A 17,611-nucleotide genomic window follows, 5' to 3' on the forward strand; every position below is an offset into this window, starting at 1 on the left:
CTTATTCGCCAGCCTTCAAAGGGGCAATATTGCCGGAGATACTACATTATCTGCCGCGTCGAGTCACAGGAGATCAGCGTGAATAGCGCCGCCGGACGTGCTCCGACGGCGATAAAGGCATCAATGTGCCTTGATATACAACTCTTTGCTGTAGACATAATCCTGGGGATTATGCAGCGGAAAACCGCCAACGTAGGGTTTAAGCAGTTTGATTAACGGCTGATAGTAGATAGGAATCAGCGGTGCCTGTTGGTTGATGATCACTTCTGCCTGCTGATACAACGCATTACGCTTTGTCGCATCAGTGATCTGCGTGGCCTGGTTTAGTAAGGCGTCATACTGCGCATTTTTCCAGTGACCGACGTTTTCTTCACTATCGCTTTTGAGCGTGTTCAGGAAGCTGGAAGCATCATTGTACGTCGCATCCCACGACTGCCGAGACAGCATGAAATCACCGGCTCGTCGGGCATCAAGATAGGTTTTCCACTCCATTGTGCGCAGCGTCACCTGTGCACCCAGCCATTTTTTCCATTCGGAAGACAACGCTATCGCGGTCTTTTCATGCAGATCGTACTTGTTGTAGAACAGCTCAAAGCGTAGCGGATGAGAGGCGTCGTATCCCGCCTGTTTCAGCAAGGCTTTTGCCATCGCGACGCGCTCACTCATTGGCTTTTGCAGTTCATCGAACGTCGTCGCGCTAAAGCCTTTTACCTCTGGCGGCGTCAGCGTGGTTGCGGGCGTTCTCAACCCCAGTACCTTTTGCGCAATAAGCTGTCGATCAACCGTAAGATATAGCGCCCGACGCACTCGCACATCGTTAAATGGCGGTTTCTCAAGGTTGAAGTTGTAATATTCGCTGTTCAGACGCGGAATAATTCGTAGCTCGCCAGGCAGTGATTTTTCAATGGCGGGAATTTGCTGCGCCGGAACCCAGGTGAGATCGACCTCTCCCGCGCGATAGCGGTTATAGCCGGTGACCGAATTATCTAGCGCCAGATACTCAACCTGTTGCAATACTGTATGTTGCGCATCGCGGTACTTTGGATTTTTGCGTGCAGTAATCTTTTCGTTAACTACCCACTGATCAAGCACAAAGGCACCGTTGTAAACCATGTTCTCTGGCTTACTCCAGCTATCGCCATGTTTAGCGATGACATGATGAGGAACCGGGAACAGCGTCGGCCAGGCGAGCATCGTCGTGAACCAAGGAACCGGCTGCTCAAGCGTAACTTCAAGAGTACGATCATCCGTCGCTTTGACACCCAGCGATGTAACATCTGCTTTACCCGCAACAATAGCTGCGGCATTGTTAATGTGCGCCTGTGCCAGATAGCCAGCAAAAGGGCTTGCCGTTTTCGGGTCAACCGCGCGCTGCCAGCCGAGGACAAAATCCTCTGCCGTCAGAGGCTGACCGTCGGACCACTGCAAACCGCTACGCAGATGGAAAATATAGCGCTTGCCGCCGTCCAGTATCTCCCAGCGTTCAGCCTGAGCGGGCTGCACCTGGCCTTCACCGTCCATCCATACCAGACCTTCAAACAGATCCAGCACAATCTGCGCGGCAGTATTCTCCTCCACCTTTTGCGGGTCGAGCGTACCTGGGTCGCTATGATTGTTGTAACGAAAGACTTGTTGCGGGGCGAGCGGTGTGTTGGCGGGAACGTCAGCAGCGTAGAGAGGAGCCGCACTTACCAGGCTGACCAGCCATAATAAATTTCGCGTATACATGGTATTCCTTACCGGAGAAATTATAAGCCCAACAACAATACGCCTGTGGCATTGTTCGCTCAAACTTATCGCGAGTGATTTGGCTCACACTCCGGTAAAGAAAAAAGCGAGTTGCCCCCGCTTTTCCATTAATTAACGGATTTCATTCAATAGTTCTGGATGCTTATCCAGAACACGTAAAAGTTTGATTGTGGAAGGATGAGGTTGGGCATTGCCTTTTTCGTAACGCGAAAACGCATTTACACCTCCCCCAAAAATTTCGCTTGCCTCTTTTTGGGTAAGAGAGAGCTTTTTTCGAACCTTCACTATAAATTCAGGTGCCACTGTTTCGGCATTCACCGAAGCCCGAAATGCCTTTACTTGCGCCATGAAAGCATCTGACTCTTCTTTATTCATGATGCTCTCTTCGCAATGGACACAATATAAACCGTGGATACCTTTCAATACTGTTTTTCGTCCACGGAAGGTGTATGGAATATCTTTAATGCCAGAAACCATTTCTCCCTGGTGGCAAACCGGACATTTCATATTACTTCTCCTTAAACGAGACGATCAGTACGTCATGAATTACCGTAATTTTAAGATAAACCTGGCCTGTAACAAGCCTGGGTCTGTAAACATCCTGCCAGATAGTATGATCAGAGTAGGTGGTCATGCTTTTATAAAAGTCGCTCTCTGATAATCCAATGATAACATTACACATACCATCAAAATCCAAACCTAACTCATCTGCATTTAACAGGGCACTACGTGTTGTACGAACTTGCCCGGCATTGACAAGTTTTTTAACCTGACTCAAACGTGTATGTGGTGTGCGTTTTTCCATAACCCCCGCCTCCCTGTTACTTTAGTTATAACCTAAAAGGTTAATTACAGCAATGAAAAAGCACCTAAAAGGTTAGTTAGATGTACGGAGATAGTGACCACACAAAACGTATTCTTTAAGGAAAGTGATTGACCATATAAGAAAGTGGCGCATTAGTAGCGCCAGTTTGAAGCAGGAATTTATAAGGGAAGCTGGAGTCAGGCATCACGCCAACGGCACATAAACATCCGTTTCCAGTCGCTGCTCTGTCACCCCTTCGGCAAGATTGGTGTAGTGAAACAGAATCGGTGCTTTACGCATTTTCTCGCCGCTTGCAGGCAGCCAGTGGCGAATGATGCCCCATACCGTGTGTGAAATATCGTCCAGCTCGCCAACGTGGCGGGCCACGGCATAACGTCCACCGGTAAGTTCACCATTGCTCACACCATAACGATTATCGGGAATCGGTTCGCTAACGCTGCCGCAGATATCAAAGCGAAACGCTTCCGGTGCGGTGGTGGCAGGGTCGTCCCAGGCGACGCCAAAAGTCTGGCTTTGGTTAACAGGAGAAAGCCCCGTCTCTTTACGCCACATGATAAATTTCGCCACGCTGTAGTTGAGCAATTCAGGGCTACAGCGGTGCGGCAACATCGCCACAGGTATTGATGGGAAATCGATAATGTTTACATCCAGTGTCAGGTTTGTCATTTTGCCTCCCTGCGAAATTATTCCCGGGAACGCGTCCCGGGAGCGGTAACAATTACGGATTTACTTTGCGGATCTGTTTGACGTCAATTTCAACAGAATTCCAGTCTTTATCGACTTCACCCTGAATCTCAACCGTATCTTTCGGCGTCACCGTCACGCCGTTCCAGCGTTTGTGGTCGATATCAACATTGATAGTACCGCTGGCATCTTTGAACACGTAGAGATCGTCAGAGATGCGTTCAACGATATTGCCGCGCAGGGTTACCCAGGTGTCGTCACGCAGGGATTTTGCGCTTTCTACAGTCGTTACGCTGCCGTTCGGCCCCTGGAATCCTCCGGCCTGACTTTGCGTTGCCGATGGGCCAGAAAAACCGCCCTGCTCTGCTGCCATCACCGGTGCGCTGCACAGGGCCATTACTGCGATTACTGCTGCGAATTTTTTCATGTTTATTACTCCCTTTAATGTCTGTTTCCGAGCATTTAACAAGATAGTCCTTAACAACTTCTTAAGGGAAAAAAATAAAATTTAGTGCTGTACAGAGCGCGTTACAACACGGTTTACTGGCAGCAAATACGGTTATCGCAGGGATGAAAAAATGCGAATTTTACTGATAGAAGATGACATGCTGATTGGCGACGGCATCAAAACGGGCCTTAGTAAAATGGGTTTTAGCGTCGACTGGTTTACACAAGGTCGTCAGGGAAAAGAGGCGCTTTATAGCGCACCTTATGATGCGGTGATCCTGGATTTAACCTTACCAGGCATGGATGGTCGCGATATTTTGCGCGAATGGCGAGAAAAAGGTCAGCGTGAGCCGGTACTGATCCTGACCGCGCGCGATGCGCTGGCGGAACGTGTAGAAGGGCTGCGTCTGGGAGCTGACGATTATCTGTGTAAACCTTTTGCGTTGATAGAAGTCGCCGCCAGGCTGGAAGCTCTGATGCGCCGAACCAACGGCCAGGCCAGCAACGAGCTGCGCCACGGTAACGTCATGCTCGACCCCGGCAAACGTATCGCCACGCTGGCTGGCGAACCCTTAACACTGAAACCAAAAGAATTTGCCCTGCTGGAATTACTGATGCGTAACGCTGGTCGGGTACTGCCGCGCAAACTGATTGAAGAGAAACTGTATACCTGGGACGAAGAGGTCACCAGTAATGCCGTTGAAGTGCATGTGCATCATCTGCGACGCAAACTCGGTAGTGATTTTATTCGTACCGTGCATGGTATTGGTTACACATTAGGTGAGAAATGAAATTTACCCAACGTCTTAGTCTGCGCGTCAGGCTGACGCTAATCTTTTTAATTCTGGCCTCGGTGACCTGGCTGCTTTCCAGCTTTGTCGCCTGGAAACAAACAACGGATAACGTCGATGAATTGTTCGACACCCAACTGATGCTGTTTGCCAAGCGGTTAAGTACGCTCGATCTCAACGAAATCAACGCGGCGGATCGCATGGCACAGACGCCAAATAGATTAAAACACGGTCATGTTGATGACGATGCGCTGACCTTTGCCATCTTTACCCACGACGGCAGAATGGTCCTTAATGATGGCGATAACGGAGAAGATATTCCCTATAGCTATCAACGGGAAGGTTTTGCTGACGGGCAACTGGTCGGTGAAGACGATCCTTGGCGTTTTGTCTGGATGACCTCACCTGATGGCAAATATCGCATCGTTGTTGGCCAGGAATGGGAATACCGTGAAGACATGGCGCTGGCGATTGTTGCCGGGCAATTGATCCCGTGGCTGGTCGCACTGCCGATTATGTTAATCATCATGATGGTACTACTGGGTCGTGAACTCGCGCCGCTGAACAAACTGGCGCTGGCACTACGTATGCGTGACCCTGACTCGGAAAAACCACTAAACGCGACTGGCGTACCCAGCGAAGTGCGGCCACTGGTTGAGTCGCTAAATCAACTGTTCGCCCGCACACATGCGATGATGGTTCGTGAACGACGCTTTACCTCCGACGCAGCTCACGAACTTCGTAGCCCGTTAACGGCGCTGAAAGTGCAAACCGAAGTTGCGCAGCTCTCTGACGATGATCCGCAGGCGCGGAAAAAAGCACTGCTCCAATTACATTCCGGGATCGATCGCGCTACTCGTCTGGTTGATCAACTGCTCACGCTATCGCGGCTGGACTCACTGGATAACCTTCAGGACGTCGCGGAGATCCCGCTTGAAGATCTCCTGCAATCGTCGGTGATGGATATTTACCACACGGCGCAGCAGGCGAAAATTGACGTGCGACTGACACTCAATGCCCACAGCATCAAACGCACCGGGCAACCGCTATTGCTAAGTTTGTTGGTGCGAAATTTGCTGGATAACGCCGTGCGCTACAGTCCACAGGGCAGCGTGGTAGACGTCACGCTGAATGCTGATAATTTCATCGTGAGGGATAACGGCCCCGGTGTGACACCAGAGGCACTGGCGCGAATTGGCGAACGCTTCTATCGCCCACCCGGACAAACCGCTACCGGCAGCGGGCTTGGGCTATCGATTGTCCAGCGAATCGCCAAATTGCATGGCATGAATGTTGAATTTGGGAATGCGGAACAAGGTGGATTTGAGGCGAAGGTAAGCTGGTAACTTCTCTGTCTATGAGAGCCGTTAAAACGACTCTCATAGATTTTACTAATAGCAAAATATAAACCGTCCCCAAAAAAGCCACCAACCACAAACCAGACAAATACCGAGCGAGAATACATATACCCAAAACTCGAACATTTCCCGCATAAAGAGTTTTCTTAAGATAAGAACAATAAGTGGCGTAAGAAGAAAAAATGCTGCAATCATTGCTTGCAATATACGATCTTCGCCTGAAACGGAAGGTATACTGCAAATATTTCCTCCCGACTCAAGCATCCAGTCATACTTATTGAAAGCAAAAAAAGAATCTATTAACCAATAAGTAAGCATTATATATAGCAATGCTTCAAATATTGTTTTAATTTTCTGCTTTAACATATATCAGTACGCTCATAAAAATCCATTTATAATTATCAACATGACACGTTGATACTTTCATCTTTTACTTATTCAAAGCCATATTTTCAATCCCCAAAAAAACCGAACCAAACGTGTAAATTATTCCGGTGCGAGTAAGAATTATGAGGAATGGCTATCAGTATTGTCATTTTCAGAAAATATTTATCCTGCATCGGTGAGTCAGAGTAAGATCAGACTTTTGCTAAATTCGCAAAAGACTTTGCACATTTTGCTAATTTCACCGTACCGCTCTGTGACGTACTATAGTCGGCAAACGTCTCACCTTGAGGTTAAAAAATGAGCAACATCCTGATTATCAACGGCGCGAAAAAATTCGCCCACTCCAATGGTCAACTGAACGACACCCTGACCGAAGTCGCGGATGGCACACTGCGCGACCTTGGGCATGATGTCCGCATCGTTCGCGCCGACAGCGACTACGATGTCAAAGCGGAAGTACAAAACTTTCTCTGGGCTGATGTGGTGATCTGGCAGATGCCAGGCTGGTGGATGGGCGCGCCGTGGACAGTGAAAAAATACATTGATGATGTATTCACCGAAGGTCACGGGACGCTGTATGCCAGCGATGGTCGTACCCGCAAAGATCCGTCGAAAAAATACGGTTCCGGCGGCCTGGTACAGGGCAAAAAATATATGCTTTCTCTGACCTGGAACGCACCAATGGAAGCCTTCACCGAAAAAGATCAGTTCTTCCACGGCGTTGGCGTTGACGGTGTGTATCTGCCGTTCCATAAAGCAAACCAATTCCTCGGTATGGAACCGCTGCCGACATTTATCGCTAATGACGTGATAAAAATGCCTGATGTTCCCCGCTATACTGAAGAATATCGCAAGCATCTTGTGGAAATTTTTGGTTAACTAGAGCTCAGGCTTTAGAAGGAGTTAACCATGCTTACCGTAATCGCAGAAATCCGTACTCGTCCTGGTCAACATCACCGTCAGGCGGTATTGGATCAGTTTGCTAAAATCGTTCCAACCGTACTGAAAGAAGAAGGTTGCCACGGCTATGCGCCAATGGTGGATTGCGCAGCTGGCGTGAGTTTCCAGTCTATGGCACCGGATTCTATCGTGATGATTGAGCAGTGGGAAAGCATCGCGCATCTTGAAGCGCATCTGCAAACCCCGCACATGAAGGCGTATAGCGAAGCCGTAAAAGGTGACGTGCTGGAGATGAATATCCGTATTCTGCAGCCAGGGATTTAATCCTGCCTTGTTTGCCCGGCCATCCTGACCGGGCAATGTTCTTTCCTTTAAACCTCAATCTCCGCCATGTCGCCTTTCTCTTGCAACCAGTTGCGGCGATCTTCCGAGCGTTTCTTCGCCAGCAGCATATCCATCATCGCGTCAGTACGCTGATCGTCTTCATCATCGATAGTCAACTGCACCAGACGGCGAGTGTTCGGATCAAGCGTGGTTTCGCGCAATTGCATCGGGTTCATTTCCCCCAGACCTTTAAAACGCTGGACGTTCGGCTTGCCTTTCTTGCGTTTTAATTGCTCAAGTACGCCCTCTTTCTCTTCTTCCGTCAGCGCGTAATAAACCTCTTTCCCGAGATCAATACGGTAGAGCGGTGGCAGTGCGACGTAAACGTGACCGTGTTTCACCAACGCGCGGAAATGTTTTACGAACAAAGCGCAGAGCAGCGTGGCAATGTGCAGACCATCAGAGTCCGCATCCGCGAGGATACAGATTTTGCCATAACGAAGCTGGCTCAGATCGTCGCTGTCAGGATCGATACCGATCGCTACCGAAATATCGTGCACTTCCTGCGCAGCCAGCACTTCGTCGGAAGAGACTTCCCAGGTGTTAAGGATCTTACCTTTCAGTGGCATGATCGCCTGATATTCGCGATCGCGCGCCTGCTTGGCAGATCCGCCTGCGGAGTCACCTTCCACAAGGAACAGCTCGGTACGGTTAAGGTCCTGCGCGGTACAATCAGCCAGTTTGCCAGGCAACGCCGGGCCGCTGGTCAGCTTTTTACGCACCACTTTTTTGGCCGCACGCATACGGCGCTGGGCGCTGGAAATCGCCATCTCCGCCAGCAGTTCAGCCGCCTGAACGTTCTGGTTCAGCCACAGGATAAAGGCATCTTTCACCACGCCAGAAACGAATGCCGCGCATTGACGCGAAGAGAGACGCTCTTTCGTCTGCCCGGCAAACTGCGGATCCTGCATTTTTACTGACAGCACATAGGCGCAGCGATCCCAGATATCTTCCGCCGACAGCTTTACACCGCGCGGCAGAATATTGCGGTATTCACAGAACTCACGCATCGCGTCCAACAGGCCCTGACGCAGACCATTAACATGGGTACCGCCCTGCATCGTTGGGATAAGGTTGACGTAGCTTTCGGTCAGCAGTTCACCGCCTTCCGGCAGCCACAGTAGCGCCCAGTCCACAGCTTCAGTATCACCAGCGAAATTACCGATAAACGGTTTTTCCGGCAGCGTCGGCAGACCATTTACCGCTTCCGCCAGGTAATCATTCAGACCGTCCTGATAGCACCAGCGTTGTTCGGTATTGTTGATCTCATCTTTAAAAGTGATCTCAACGCCAGGGCACAATACCGCTTTGGCTTTCAGCACATGCGTCAGGCGTGAAACAGAAAATCGCGGGCTGTCAAAGAAGGTTTCATCCGGCCAGAAGTGCACACTGGTACCAGTATTGCGTTTACCGCAAGTGCCGACAACCTGTAAATCCTGCACCTTTTCGCCATTTTCAAAGGCGATGTTATAAACCTGACCATCGCGGCGCACGTTAACTTCTACGCGCTTCGACAGGGCGTTAACCACCGAAATCCCCACGCCATGCAGGCCGCCAGAGAACTGGTAATTTTTGTTAGAGAATTTACCGCCTGCATGCAGACGGCAAAGAATCAGTTCAACCGCCGGTACACCCTCTTCCGGGTGAATATCCACCGGCATCCCGCGCCCATCGTCAATAACTTCTAACGACTGGTCAGCATGTAAAATAACGTCCACGCGTTTTGCGTGACCCGCCAGTGCTTCATCCACACTGTTATCAATGACTTCTTGCCCCAAATGGTTAGGGCGAGTGGTATCGGTATACATCCCCGGACGGCGGCGAACCGGCTCAAGCCCGGTGAGTACCTCAATGGCATCAGCGTTATAAGTTTGCGTCATGGTTTAAGTTAGTAATTCGAGTTGATCGTCAGAGATGGTGCAGACCAAGAAAATCGACGATCGGGTTGAAATAATCTTCGAAGCCCGTGAATGCGTGGTTGCCGCCTTCTATGACAGTCTGGCGGCAGGAAGCGTAGTACGCCACCGCCTGGCGGTAATCCAGCACTTCATCTCCCGTCTGTTGCAGCAGCCAGATCAAATCCGGCGCTTCCAGCGGGTCAATCTGCATGACTTTAAGATCGTAAATATGGCGTGACTCTAGCACATATTGCTGCCCGGTGTAGGGGTTCTCGTTCTGACCGAGATAGTCCGTCAGCAGTTCAAACGGGCGCACCGCCGGGTTTACCACCACTGCGGGCAGCATAAAACATTGTGACAACCAGGTGGCGTAATATCCCCCCAGTGACGAACCGACAATACCCAGCGAATCACCGCCATGTTCCAGGACAATGGATTCCAGCAGCTCTGCCGCGTCGGAAGGATACGGCGGCAACTGCGGAATGATCATCTCAACGTCAGGGTGATGTTCCGCCAGCCAGTTTTTTAACAAGCTCGCTTTTGCAGAGCGCGGCGAGCTGTTGAAACCGTGTAAATAAAGAAGCGTAGACATCAGTAGCCTTCTGAAGCGGTATCAGGTTGGAAACGTGTGTCCGCCAGGCGATGCACCTCGGTGGTCAGCGTGCCATCAGCATGTAACTCGAGAGTACGCCAGCCGGGCGCGATGGTATCCAGCGTAAAGTTGGAACAGTGCGGCTTAAACTGCACACAGGTCGACGGCGTTGCCAGCAGGCGGCGACCATTCCAGTCGAGATCCAGCTCCTGATGAATATGACCGCACAGCAAGTATTTGACGTGCGGAAACTTCGCCAGCACGGTATCCAGTTCGCCCGCGTTACGCAGACTGTGTTGATCGAGCCAACTACAACCCGCAGGTAGCGGATGATGATGCAGCAGCAGCAACGTATGGCGTTCTGGCGCATCGGCCAGTTTACGTTCCAGCCACTCAAGCTGAAACTCGCTCAGCTCACCGTGCGGCACGCCAAACACCTGGCTATCCAGCAACAGGATTTGCCATTGCTCACCAATAAACACGCGCTTCGCCGGGGAGATACCCGCATCCTGTAACGCGCTGTACATCGCGGGCTGGAAATCGTGGTTGCCCGGCAGCCAGACGCAGGGCGCACGAAAACTTGCGATGCCTTCAGCGAAATGCTGATAGGCCGCAGAGGATTGATCCTGCGCTAAATCACCTGTCGCGACAATCAGGTCGAATTCGTGCTGGTGTGGCCGAATCGCCTCCAGCACCGCCTGGTAACTCTCCCAGGTGTTTACCCCTAACAGGGCTTCGTGCTTTTGTGCAAACAGGTGAGTGTCGGTAATTTGTAAAATCCTGACTCTGGCCTCACCAGCCAGAGGAAGGGTTAACAGGCTTTCCAAATGGTGTCCTTAGGTTTCACGACGCTAATAAACCGGAATCGCCATCGCTCCATGTGCTAAACAGTATCGCAACCAGTCCGCTAAAAACTGATTAATTTGATGCTTTTCGTCGCGTTGATGCAACTTTTTATTAGGATAATCATACCGCGCTTTGAAGCGAAAAATCTGCTGGCTTGAACACACTTCAGCCACCATCGCGTCATGATACAGACGCACCGTCATTGACGGAAGGCTCCAGTAACTGATCGCGGGCGCAGTCTGTTCTATTGTCACCAGGGTAGTGTATCGGGTCGATTCCACAATCGTCAGCCGATATTGTGCGTTTGCCACCTGATAGCTTACAGTTTCGCCGGGTGCGTCATTGCGCGGTAACAAACGGCGCAATTGTGAAAAGTTCATCTCGCACAGGCGCATCATTTCAGGAAAGTCAGGTGTGTAACGCTTCATTTATGCCCACTCATTTTTTAACGCTTGATGATGCAGCTGCAGCCATTGCAAAGCGATGACCGACGCTGCGTTGTCGATTTTCCCCTCTTCTACCCACTGGTATGCCTGTTCCCGGCTTACCACATGAACGCGAATATCTTCGTTTTCATCAGCCAGACCGTGAATACCGCTTGCGGTCGTGGCGTCCACTTCGCCCACCATAATTGACGAACGCTCACTGGTGCCCCCCGGGCTTGCCAGGAAACTTAACACCGGTTTGGTCCGTTTGACTATCAGTCCCGCCTCTTCAATCGCTTCGCGACGGGCAACATCTTCCACACTTTCACCCTCTTCAATCATCCCGGCAACCATCTCCAGTAGCCAAGGGGTTTCGCTGGTGTCGTACGCGGCAATCCGAATCTGCTCAATCAGCACAACTTCATCACGCACTGGGTCAAAGGGTAGCAAGACTGCGGCGTGACCGCGCTCAAAAATTTCCCGCCGCACCTCATGACTCATTTGCCCGTTGAATAGACGATGACGAAATCTATAAAGATCTAATGAAAAAAAGCCGCGATAAAGTGTTTCTCGTGCAATAATTTCTACATCGTTTTTGCCAAATGTAACGGGCAGGTTGTCTGGCTTAAGCATTGTTAATGTCCTGGCACTAATAGTGAATTAAATGTGAATTTCAGCGACGTTTGACTGCCGTTTGAGCAGTCATGTGTTAAATTGAGGCACATTAACGCCCTATGGCACGTAACGCCAACCTTTTGCGGTAGCGGCTTCTGCTAGAATCCGCAATAATTTTACAGTTTGATCGCGCTAAATACTGCTTCACCACAAGGAATGCAAATGAAGAAATTGCTCCCCATTCTTATCGGCCTGAGCCTTTCTGGGTTCAGTTCGTTGAGCCAGGCCGAGAACCTGATGCAAGTTTATCAGCAAGCACGCCTTAGTAACCCGGAATTGCGTAAGTCTGCCGCCGATCGTGATGCTGCCTTTGAAAAAATTAATGAAGCGCGCAGTCCATTACTGCCACAGCTAGGTTTAGGTGCAGATTACACCTATAGCAACGGCTACCGCGACGCGAACGGCATCAACTCTAACGCGACCAGTGCGTCCTTGCAGTTAACTCAATCCATTTTTGATATGTCGAAATGGCGTGCGTTAACGCTGCAGGAAAAAGCAGCAGGGATTCAGGACGTCACGTATCAGACCGATCAGCAAACCTTGATCCTCAACACCGCGACCGCTTATTTCAACGTGTTGAATGCTATTGACGTTCTTTCCTATACACAGGCACAAAAAGAAGCGATCTACCGTCAATTAGATCAAACCACCCAACGTTTTAACGTGGGCCTGGTAGCGATCACCGACGTGCAGAACGCCCGCGCACAGTACGATACCGTGCTGGCGAACGAAGTGACCGCACGTAATAACCTTGATAACGCGGTAGAGCAGCTGCGCCAGATCACCGGTAACTACTATCCGGAACTGGCTGCGCTGAATGTCGAAAACTTTAAAACCGACAAACCACAGCCGGTTAACGCGCTGCTGAAAGAAGCCGAAAAACGCAACCTGTCGCTGTTACAGGCACGCTTGAGCCAGGACCTGGCGCGCGAGCAAATTCGCCAGGCGCAGGATGGTCACTTACCGACTCTGGATTTAACGGCTTCTACCGGGATTTCTGACACCTCTTATAGCGGTTCGAAAACCCGTGGTGCCGCTGGTACCCAGTATGACGATAGCAATATGGGCCAGAACAAAGTTGGCCTGAGCTTCTCGCTGCCGATTTATCAGGGCGGAATGGTTAACTCGCAGGTGAAACAGGCACAGTACAACTTTGTCGGTGCCAGCGAGCAACTGGAAAGTGCCCATCGTAGCGTCGTGCAGACCGTGCGTTCCTCCTTCAACAACATTAATGCATCTATCAGTAGCATTAACGCCTACAAACAAGCCGTAGTTTCCGCTCAAAGCTCATTAGACGCGATGGAAGCGGGCTACTCGGTCGGTACGCGTACCATTGTTGATGTGTTGGATGCGACCACCACGTTGTACAACGCCAAGCAAGAGCTGGCGAATGCGCGTTATAACTACCTGATTAATCAGCTGAATATTAAGTCAGCTCTGGGTACGTTGAACGAGCAGGATCTGCTGGCACTGAACAATGCGCTGAGCAAACCGGTTTCCACTAATCCGGAAAACGTTGCACCGCAAACGCCGGAACAGAATGCTATTGCTGATGGTTATGCGCCTGATAGCCCGGCACCAGTCGTTCAGCAAACATCCGCACGCACTACCACCAGTAACGGTCATAACCCTTTCCGTAACTGATGACGACGACGGGGCTTCGGCCCCGTCTGAACGTAAGGCAACGTAAAGATACGGGTTATCTGCCGCATTCTTCCCCCTTCTCGCTTCAATTTCGACCAGCCATCCTCTATTCTGATGGGTATTTACCACTGGTCCCGGAAGACAAAAATGAAACGGACAAAATCCATACGCCACGCATCGTTCCGCAAAAACTGGAGCGCACGCCATCTGACACCAGTCGCTCTCGCGGTTGCCACTGTTTTTATGCTGGCTGGCTGTGAAAAGAGTGATGAAACAGTGTCTCTCTATCAAAATGCTGACGACTGTTCAGCTGCAAACCCAGGCAAAAGCGCCGAATGTACCACCGCGTACAACAATGCGCTGAAAGAAGCCGAACGTACTGCGCCGAAATACGCCACCCGTGAAGACTGTGTTGCTGAATTTGGTGAAGGTCAGTGCCAGCAGGCACCAGCCCAGGCTGGCATGGCACCAGAAAACCAGGCGCAGGCCCAGCAATCCAGCGGGAGTTTCTGGATGCCGCTGATGGCCGGTTACATGATGGGGCGTCTGATGGGCGGCGGCGCGGGATTTGCACAGCAGCCGCTGTTCTCCTCGAAAAACCCAGCCAGTCCGGCTTACGGTAAATATACCGACGCGACGGGTAAAAACTATGGCGCAGCCCAGCCAGGCCGCACCATGACCGTACCGAAGACGGCAATGGCACCAAAACCGGCGACCACCACTACCGTTACCCGTGGCGGTTTTGGTGAATCTGTTGCCAAACAAAGCACTATGCAGCGTAGTGCAACCGGTACCTCTTCTCGTTCAATGGGTGGCTGATACCGATGGAAAGAGTCAGTATTACCGAGCGCCCGGACTGGCGTGAGAAAGCCCACGAATACGGTTTCAATTTTCACACCATGTACGGCGAGCCGTACTGGTGTGAAGATGCTTACTACAAGTTGACCCTCGCCCAGGTTGAAAAGCTGGAAGAAGTCACCGCCGAACTGCACCAGATGTGCCTGAAAGTGGTGGAAAAAGTGATCGCCAGCGATGAGCTGATGACCAAATTCCGCATTCCAAAACACACCTGGAGTTTTGTGCGCCAGTCATGGCTGACGCACCAGCCATCGCTTTATTCGCGTCTTGATCTGGCGTGGGATGGCACTGGTGAACCTAAACTTCTGGAAAATAACGCCGATACGCCAACGTCACTATACGAGGCGGCGTTCTTTCAGTGGATCTGGCTGGAAGATCAGCTTAACGCCGGTAACTTGCCGGAGGGCAGCGACCAGTTTAACAGTCTGCAAGAAAAACTGATCGATCGCTTCGTTGAGCTGCGTGAACAGTATGGCTTCCAGTTGCTGCATCTCACCTGCTGTCGCGACACGGTGGAAGATCGCGGAACCATTCAGTATTTGCAGGACTGCGCAACGGAAGCTGAAATTGCTACTGAGTTCCTCTACATCGATGATATCGGGTTAGGTGAAAAAGGTCAGTTCACGGATTTACAGGATCAGGTAATTTCCAACCTGTTCAAACTGTATCCGTGGGAATTTATGTTGCGTGAGATGTTCTCAACCAAGCTGGAGGATGCAGGCGTACGCTGGCTGGAACCGGCGTGGAAGAGCATTATCTCCAACAAGGCACTTCTACCGCTACTGTGGGAGATGTTCCCGAATCACCCGAACCTGCTGCCCGCTTATTTTGCGGAAGATGATCATCCGCAAATGGAAAAATATGTGGTTAAACCGATCTTCTCCCGTGAAGGCGCAAACGTGTCGATCATTGAGAACGGCAAAACCATTGAAGCAGCGGAAGGTCCGTATGGCGAAGAAGGGATGATTGTTCAGCAATTCCACCCGTTACCGAAATTCGGCGACAGCTATATGCTGATTGGTAGCTGGCTGGTGAACGATCAACCCGCCGGAATTGGCATTCGTGAAGACCGTGCATTGATCACCCAGGATATGTCTCGGTTTTATCCACATATTTTTGTTGAATAAGCCACGATACCGGATGGCACTCGCCATCCGGTAATTGTTAGCCTATCTGCACCGACAGCATACTCAGGCTGCCCATTTCTATACCCTCAACCGGAATGGTAATTGGCTCCTGCCCATCCCACGCACCTAACACATACAACAACGGCAAATAATGCTCTGGCGTTGGGTTCGATAACGTGCCACCTTCATGGTCGAGGTAATTCACCAGAGGATGTTGTTCCACTGGCCCTTGCCACGTCAGATTCGCTTTCACATACTCATTAAACGACGTCGCCCACGGATACGGTGAACTATCACCGTGCCACTTCACTGTGCGCAGGTTATGCACCACGTTACCGCTGGCGACCAACATTATTCCTTCATCTCGCAGCGCTGCCAGTTTGCGCCCCATTTCGAAATGCCAGGCGGCAGGTTTGCTACTGTCGATACTCAACTGCACCATCGGGATATCAGCGTCAGGATACATCTTAATCAGCACGCCCCACGAGCCGTGGTCAAAGCCCCAGGCTTCTTTATCCAGCGTCACCGGGATCGGCGCTAACAGCTCAACCAGACGCTGTGCCAGCGCAGGCGAACCCGGAGCAGGATAATGCGTATCGTACAGCGCCTGCGGGAAGCCACCAAAGTCATGAATCGTGGGCGGCGTCTCCATCGCGGTCACTCCTGTTCCACGGGTAAACCAGTGAGCCGAAACCACCACAATCGCTTGCGGGCGTGGCAATGTCATCCCCAACTTCTGCCAGCTGCGGGTATACAAATTATCTTCCAGCACGTTCATCGGACTACCGTGACCTAAAAACAATGCTGGCATACGTGTTGAAGACATGATGATATCCTTAACTAAAGGTGTCATTTTGATATCCTCACAATACGCTTGTTCGGCGGAGTAAGAACCCGGATAACAATGATGATGATCATCAGTTATTTTGACGATCTGCCTGAAGGTGAAGATTTATAAGGAGTTGTCGATGTCAGTACCTCTCATTCTGACCATACTGGCGGGGGCAGCCACGTTTATTGGCGCGTTTCTCGGCGTTCTCGGGCAAAAACCCTCGAACCGCTTACTGGCGTTTTCGCTAGGTTTTGCGGCGGGGATCATGTTGCTCATCTCATTAATGGAAATGCTTCCTGCCGCACTAGCAGCTGAAGGAATGTCGCCTGTGTTGGGTTATGGAATGTTTATCTTCGGTCTGCTTGGCTATTTTGGCCTGGACCGCATGTTGCCACATGCTCATCCGCAGGATTTAATGCAAAAATCGGTGCAGCCGTTGCCAAAATCGATCAAGCGCACAGCCATTCTGCTCACTCTCGGCATCAGTCTGCATAACTTCCCGGAAGGGATTGCCACCTTTGTCACGGCGAGCAGCAACCTGGAGCTGGGATTTGGCATCGCACTGGCCGTCGCGTTGCACAATATCCCTGAAGGTCTGGCAGTGGCAGGCCCGGTTTATGCGGCAACGGGGTCTAAACGCACCGCGATTCTGTGGGCGGGAATTTCTGGACTAGCAGAAATTCTTGGTGGTGTGCTGGCGTGGTTAATCCTCGGTAGCATGATTTCCCCGGTGGTCATGGCGGCAATCATGGCGGCGGTTGCAGGAATTATGGTGGCGCTCTCGGTTGATGAATTAATGCCGCTCGCCAAAGAGATTGACCCTAATAATAACCCCAGCTATGGCGTACTATGTGGAATGTCAGTGATGGGATTCAGTTTAGTGCTGCTACAAACGGCGGGAATTGGTTAAAAACAACATCAGAAGTTGTCCAGCGCATGGACAACTTCTGCCAGCTTCACGAAAGCCTTATTCTACCTTTTCGGCTGTCTCTTCTCTCGTACTGTTTAAGTATTTGTTCCGCGCTTCAAGCAGTGCGTCTCTGTCCTGGCGAAACGCCCGACAATAACGTTTCAAATGCAGGAAATAACCCACCACAACCAGAGCAATCAATACAATCCAGTACCAGGCGATAAACATCCTTTTACCCTTAATATTTAACAATACTAAACATTTAGCGTATAAATTTC

General features: G+C 50.8%; 21 protein-coding genes. 8 read left to right on the forward strand and 13 right to left on the reverse strand.

What is annotated here, in order from left to right; genetic code table 11:
- Positions 1–120: 120 nt before the first annotated feature.
- From ACJHYW_RS04895 to ygiW, 5 genes are all read right to left on the reverse strand, one after another.
- On the reverse strand, positions 121–1,728 hold the full coding sequence (locus ACJHYW_RS04895; protein WP_001295629.1) for an ABC transporter substrate-binding protein: 1,608 nt from the start codon (positions 1,726–1,728) through the stop codon (positions 121–123).
- A 132-nt stretch (positions 1,729–1,860) separates the two neighbouring features.
- On the reverse strand, positions 1,861–2,256 hold the full coding sequence (mqsA, locus tag ACJHYW_RS04900; protein WP_000650107.1) for a type II toxin-antitoxin system antitoxin MqsA: 396 nt from the start codon (positions 2,254–2,256) through the stop codon (positions 1,861–1,863).
- Position 2,257: 1 nt separating this feature from the next.
- Positions 2,258–2,554 carry a type II toxin-antitoxin system toxin MqsR gene (gene mqsR / locus ACJHYW_RS04905; protein WP_000415584.1) on the reverse strand — a complete coding sequence of 99 codons (297 nt, stop codon included), beginning with the start codon at positions 2,552–2,554 and terminating at the stop codon, positions 2,258–2,260.
- A 204-nt stretch (positions 2,555–2,758) separates the two neighbouring features.
- Positions 2,759–3,241 carry a GyrI-like domain-containing protein gene (locus ACJHYW_RS04910; RefSeq protein ID WP_000183505.1) on the reverse strand — a complete coding sequence of 161 codons (483 nt, stop codon included), beginning with the start codon at positions 3,239–3,241 and terminating at the stop codon, positions 2,759–2,761.
- A 52-nt stretch (positions 3,242–3,293) separates the two neighbouring features.
- Positions 3,294–3,686 carry an OB fold stress tolerance protein YgiW gene (ygiW, locus tag ACJHYW_RS04915; RefSeq protein WP_000712658.1) on the reverse strand — a complete coding sequence of 131 codons (393 nt, stop codon included), beginning with the start codon at positions 3,684–3,686 and terminating at the stop codon, positions 3,294–3,296.
- A gap of 151 nt (positions 3,687–3,837) precedes the next feature.
- On the opposite strand from ygiW, the gene qseB reads away from it, so the two are divergent.
- Complete coding sequence (gene qseB / locus ACJHYW_RS04920) at positions 3,838–4,497, forward strand: quorum sensing response regulator transcription factor QseB (RefSeq protein ID WP_001221493.1); 660 nt, start codon at positions 3,838–3,840, stop codon at positions 4,495–4,497.
- Positions 4,494–5,843: a quorum sensing histidine kinase QseC gene (gene qseC, locus ACJHYW_RS04925; protein ID WP_000673402.1), complete on the forward strand. Its 1,350-nt coding sequence runs from the start codon at positions 4,494–4,496 to the stop codon at positions 5,841–5,843. Before qseB ends, qseC begins: the two co-directional genes overlap by 4 nt.
- A 45-nt stretch (positions 5,844–5,888) precedes the next feature.
- On the opposite strand, the gene ACJHYW_RS04930 is transcribed toward qseC, so the two are convergent.
- Positions 5,889–6,221 (reverse strand): DUF2645 family protein, encoded by a 333-nt coding sequence (locus ACJHYW_RS04930; protein WP_023149630.1) that lies wholly within the window; start codon positions 6,219–6,221, stop codon positions 5,889–5,891.
- Positions 6,222–6,539: 318 nt separating this feature from the next.
- On the opposite strand from ACJHYW_RS04930, the gene mdaB reads away from it, so the two are divergent.
- Positions 6,540–7,121 (forward strand): NADPH:quinone oxidoreductase MdaB, encoded by a 582-nt coding sequence (gene mdaB, locus ACJHYW_RS04935; RefSeq protein WP_000065430.1) that lies wholly within the window; start codon positions 6,540–6,542, stop codon positions 7,119–7,121.
- A gap of 30 nt (positions 7,122–7,151) precedes the next feature.
- Entirely contained in the window at positions 7,152–7,466 is a 315-nt protein-coding gene (locus ACJHYW_RS04940) for a putative quinol monooxygenase (protein WP_000958598.1), read from the forward strand.
- Positions 7,467–7,513: 47 nt separating this feature from the next.
- On the opposite strand, the gene parE is transcribed toward ACJHYW_RS04940, so the two are convergent.
- Genes parE through nudF form a run of 5 tightly spaced genes read right to left on the reverse strand, consistent with a single transcriptional unit; the run spans position 7,514 to position 11,920 of the window.
- On the reverse strand, positions 7,514–9,406 hold the full coding sequence (parE, locus tag ACJHYW_RS04945; RefSeq protein WP_000195292.1) for a DNA topoisomerase IV subunit B: 1,893 nt from the start codon (positions 9,404–9,406) through the stop codon (positions 7,514–7,516).
- 28 nt (positions 9,407–9,434) lie between these two features.
- Positions 9,435–10,016, reverse strand: a complete 582-nt coding sequence (gene yqiA, locus ACJHYW_RS04950; RefSeq protein ID WP_000105733.1) for an esterase YqiA — start codon at positions 10,014–10,016, stop codon at positions 9,435–9,437.
- The gene (gene cpdA / locus ACJHYW_RS04955; RefSeq protein WP_000444747.1) at positions 10,016–10,843 is read right to left on the reverse strand and encodes a 3',5'-cyclic-AMP phosphodiesterase; all 828 of its coding nucleotides are present in this window, start codon (positions 10,841–10,843) and stop codon (positions 10,016–10,018) included. The genes yqiA and cpdA overlap by 1 nt, the downstream gene beginning before the upstream one ends.
- A 24-nt stretch (positions 10,844–10,867) precedes the next feature.
- Positions 10,868–11,290 (reverse strand): DUF1249 family protein, encoded by a 423-nt coding sequence (locus ACJHYW_RS04960; protein WP_000833393.1) that lies wholly within the window; start codon positions 11,288–11,290, stop codon positions 10,868–10,870.
- Positions 11,291–11,920, reverse strand: a complete 630-nt coding sequence (nudF, locus tag ACJHYW_RS04965; protein ID WP_000917117.1) for an ADP-ribose diphosphatase — start codon at positions 11,918–11,920, stop codon at positions 11,291–11,293.
- 204 nt (positions 11,921–12,124) lie between these two features.
- Here nudF and tolC point away from each other — a divergent pair, with 204 nt between their 5' ends.
- The 3 genes from tolC to ACJHYW_RS04980 all read left to right on the forward strand — a co-directional run bounded on the left by tolC (position 12,125) and on the right by ACJHYW_RS04980 (position 15,591).
- Positions 12,125–13,606: an outer membrane channel protein TolC gene (gene tolC, locus ACJHYW_RS04970; protein WP_000735278.1), complete on the forward strand. Its 1,482-nt coding sequence runs from the start codon at positions 12,125–12,127 to the stop codon at positions 13,604–13,606.
- A gap of 147 nt (positions 13,607–13,753) precedes the next feature.
- On the forward strand, positions 13,754–14,425 hold the full coding sequence (locus tag ACJHYW_RS04975; protein ID WP_000831543.1) for a DUF1190 family protein: 672 nt from the start codon (positions 13,754–13,756) through the stop codon (positions 14,423–14,425).
- A 5-nt stretch (positions 14,426–14,430) separates the two neighbouring features.
- Positions 14,431–15,591: a glutathionylspermidine synthase family protein gene (locus ACJHYW_RS04980; RefSeq protein WP_000442860.1), complete on the forward strand. Its 1,161-nt coding sequence runs from the start codon at positions 14,431–14,433 to the stop codon at positions 15,589–15,591.
- 37 nt (positions 15,592–15,628) lie between these two features.
- Here the strand turns inward: ACJHYW_RS04980 and ygiD are convergent, their stop codons facing one another.
- Entirely contained in the window at positions 15,629–16,417 is a 789-nt protein-coding gene (ygiD, locus tag ACJHYW_RS04985; RefSeq protein ID WP_001320780.1) for a 4,5-DOPA dioxygenase extradiol, read from the reverse strand.
- 142 nt (positions 16,418–16,559) lie between these two features.
- Between ygiD and zupT the strand changes: the two genes are divergently transcribed.
- Positions 16,560–17,333: a zinc transporter ZupT gene (zupT, locus tag ACJHYW_RS04990; protein WP_001295627.1), complete on the forward strand. Its 774-nt coding sequence runs from the start codon at positions 16,560–16,562 to the stop codon at positions 17,331–17,333.
- A gap of 57 nt (positions 17,334–17,390) precedes the next feature.
- Here zupT and yqiD read toward each other — a convergent pair whose 3' ends face one another.
- Positions 17,391–17,561, reverse strand: coding sequence for a protein YqiD (gene yqiD / locus ACJHYW_RS04995; RefSeq protein WP_000469266.1), 171 nt, complete (start codon positions 17,559–17,561; stop codon positions 17,391–17,393).
- Positions 17,562–17,611 lie beyond the last annotated feature (50 nt).

The organism is Escherichia sp. WS3063 (assembly GCF_046486595.1).
Lineage (GTDB): Bacteria > Pseudomonadota > Gammaproteobacteria > Enterobacterales > Enterobacteriaceae > Escherichia > Escherichia coli.

Excerpts from the sequence above, each read along its gene's own strand:
- ACJHYW_RS04895 (WP_001295629.1), bottom strand. The coding sequence starts at position 1,728 with ATGTATACGCGAAATTTATTATGGCTGGTCAGCCTGGTAAGTGCGGCT.
- mqsA (WP_000650107.1), bottom strand. The coding sequence starts at position 2,256 with ATGAAATGTCCGGTTTGCCACCAGGGAGAAATGGTTTCTGGCATTAAA.
- mqsR (WP_000415584.1), bottom strand. The coding sequence starts at position 2,554 with ATGGAAAAACGCACACCACATACACGTTTGAGTCAGGTTAAAAAACTT.
- ACJHYW_RS04910 (WP_000183505.1), bottom strand. The coding sequence starts at position 3,241 with ATGACAAACCTGACACTGGATGTAAACATTATCGATTTCCCATCAATA.
- ygiW (WP_000712658.1), bottom strand. The coding sequence starts at position 3,686 with ATGAAAAAATTCGCAGCAGTAATCGCAGTAATGGCCCTGTGCAGCGCA.
- qseB (WP_001221493.1), top strand. The coding sequence starts at position 3,838 with ATGCGAATTTTACTGATAGAAGATGACATGCTGATTGGCGACGGCATC.
- qseC (WP_000673402.1), top strand. The coding sequence starts at position 4,494 with ATGAAATTTACCCAACGTCTTAGTCTGCGCGTCAGGCTGACGCTAATC.
- ACJHYW_RS04930 (WP_023149630.1), bottom strand. The coding sequence starts at position 6,221 with ATGTTAAAGCAGAAAATTAAAACAATATTTGAAGCATTGCTATATATA.
- mdaB (WP_000065430.1), top strand. The coding sequence starts at position 6,540 with ATGAGCAACATCCTGATTATCAACGGCGCGAAAAAATTCGCCCACTCC.
- ACJHYW_RS04940 (WP_000958598.1), top strand. The coding sequence starts at position 7,152 with ATGCTTACCGTAATCGCAGAAATCCGTACTCGTCCTGGTCAACATCAC.
- parE (WP_000195292.1), bottom strand. The coding sequence starts at position 9,406 with ATGACGCAAACTTATAACGCTGATGCCATTGAGGTACTCACCGGGCTT.
- yqiA (WP_000105733.1), bottom strand. The coding sequence starts at position 10,016 with ATGTCTACGCTTCTTTATTTACACGGTTTCAACAGCTCGCCGCGCTCT.
- ACJHYW_RS04960 (WP_000833393.1), bottom strand. The coding sequence starts at position 11,290 with ATGAAGCGTTACACACCTGACTTTCCTGAAATGATGCGCCTGTGCGAG.
- nudF (WP_000917117.1), bottom strand. The coding sequence starts at position 11,920 with ATGCTTAAGCCAGACAACCTGCCCGTTACATTTGGCAAAAACGATGTA.
- tolC (WP_000735278.1), top strand. The coding sequence starts at position 12,125 with ATGAAGAAATTGCTCCCCATTCTTATCGGCCTGAGCCTTTCTGGGTTC.
- ACJHYW_RS04975 (WP_000831543.1), top strand. The coding sequence starts at position 13,754 with ATGAAACGGACAAAATCCATACGCCACGCATCGTTCCGCAAAAACTGG.
- ACJHYW_RS04980 (WP_000442860.1), top strand. The coding sequence starts at position 14,431 with ATGGAAAGAGTCAGTATTACCGAGCGCCCGGACTGGCGTGAGAAAGCC.
- ygiD (WP_001320780.1), bottom strand. The coding sequence starts at position 16,417 with ATGTCTTCAACACGTATGCCAGCATTGTTTTTAGGTCACGGTAGTCCG.
- zupT (WP_001295627.1), top strand. The coding sequence starts at position 16,560 with ATGTCAGTACCTCTCATTCTGACCATACTGGCGGGGGCAGCCACGTTT.
- yqiD (WP_000469266.1), bottom strand. The coding sequence starts at position 17,561 with ATGTTTATCGCCTGGTACTGGATTGTATTGATTGCTCTGGTTGTGGTG.